This window comes from Streptomyces sp. NPDC048275 (assembly GCF_040652275.1).
Lineage (GTDB): Bacteria > Actinomycetota > Actinomycetes > Streptomycetales > Streptomycetaceae > Streptomyces.
The window spans coordinates 1-1,747 of record NZ_JBEZLR010000246.1 but is presented as its reverse complement, the minus strand read 5'-3'; the positions used below and the strand labels follow the sequence as shown (position 1 = coordinate 1,747).

The 1,747-nt window shown below is 70.2% G+C and carries 1 protein-coding gene; it reads right to left on the bottom strand.

Annotation, left to right across the window (positions count from 1 at the left end):
- Positions 1-169: 169 nt before the first annotated feature.
- Positions 170-1,630, bottom strand: coding sequence for an IS1380 family transposase (locus AB0D57_RS47685; RefSeq protein ID WP_362088767.1), 1,461 nt, complete (start codon positions 1,628-1,630; stop codon positions 170-172).
- Between the last annotated feature and the right edge of the window lie 117 nt (positions 1,631-1,747).

The following is a 1,747-nucleotide window of genomic DNA, read 5'->3' as shown; positions in this document are numbered from 1 at the left end:
CCTCGATTCGTCAGCGGTCTGATCGGTCTCGCTGATTCGGCGCCTTGCCCCGGTTTGTCCGACTGGTCGGTATAGGGGCCTTCGCATGCGCTGCGGGGGCGTCGGGGTCCACGGGCCCGAGGGTGATGCTTCCTGTCCTCTCCTGTGTCGTCGGGATGGTGACCGGCCGTCAGGTGCGGGCCGGAAGCTCGGTGGCGCGTCGCCAGGCGCCGGCGAACGCGCCTGCCCATGGCCAGGTGCGGTCGAGGTGGAGGGTGCGGCGTCGGGCGTGGGCGGTGAGGCGTGCGGGCAGGTGGTAGAGCTTCATGCGGAGCGTCTCCGGCTGCGCGGCGGCGAGTTCGGGTTTGTCGTGCAGGAGGAGGAGACGGGTCCAGGCGTCGAGGTCGGCGGCGAGCGTGGCGGCCAGTACCCAGGCCACGTTGAGCTGCCAGGACTTCGAGGGCAGCAGCCCGAGGCCGATCCGCTTGATCGCTTTGACGCGGTCCTCGACCTCGGCGTGATCACGGTAGAGGGCGTCGAGGAACCACACCTGCCCGGAGCCGGGCACCCCGGAAAGTCCCTGATGGGAAGGGATGTTCGTGGCGATGATCTGGTAGCGCCAGCCGGTGCTTTTCTCGAAGGCGGTCAACTTCTTCGCATCCCGCCGTGAGGGTTTGACCCGGCGCACGATCAGCCGCATCCCCTTCGGCCAGCCGGTCAGGTCGCGCAGACCGGTCAGCTCGGCGACCTGGTAGGTCAGCCATTCGCCGTCGGGTCCTTTGATCTCGTGGACCTCGCCGTCCTGCCGCAGCGCGGCCGTCCACACGGTCTCGGGCAGCAGCGCGATGGCCTGCTCGTCCGCGGTGTTGATGGCCCAGCCGGTCACCCAGCGCACCCGGCGCCGGCTGGTGGTCAGGGTCTGGAGGTGGTCCAGGACGTCGTGACTGAAGGCCGCGCCGTCGATCCGGATCAGCAGCTTCGACCACAGCGGCAGCGGGAGCTGCGCGAGTGCGGCGGCCAGGACGCTCTTGTGGTCGGCGACGTCGTTGGGCGGCGCGTTGCCCGGCCGCAGCAGCATCGCGACGCACTCGCGGGTGTTGGCCACCCACGCCCCCAGCGGCATGTGGCCGAAGCTGCCCTTGAAGGTGCCCGCCGCACCTTCCTTCCGGCTGGCGCAGGTGACGATGGTCGCGTCCAGGTCCAGGACGTACCAGCCGGTCAGCCTTCGGCCGCACACTGAGATCCAGGGGAAGCCGCCGGGGCGCAGGGCGAGCAGCGTCCACACCACGCGGCGTATCGCGGCGCGGGCGCGTTCCACCCGGGCCGCAGCCGGGGCGTCGATCGCCGCCAGGGCGCGGCGCAGGGTGCTGTCCGAGACCGGCCGCGGGAACACCGGACGCCAGTGGTACTGGAACTGCTCGGCCTCCAGGACGTTTCTCGCGCCGAGCACGATCGCGCAGGCCAGCTGGACCAGAGCCACACCGCGGTCCCGCCAGCCCGGCCCGGTGCCCTTCGGCAACGCCGCACTCAGCGCGAGGGTCAACCCGGTGCGGTCGGCGACCTTCCGCAGCAGCACCACGCCCGCGTGGCCGATCAGGTTCTTGCCGTCAGCCCGCACGGCAAGCCGGTGATCCCATTCGGTAGCCTGCACCTGTTGGGTGCCTCTTCTCCGCGACGGTTTTGATCTAGACAGTCCAGATCATCGCAGGTGGGAGGCACCCTTCTTCCGCCGGAGCGTCAGGTCACGGCCTCAGCTGAACACATGAGG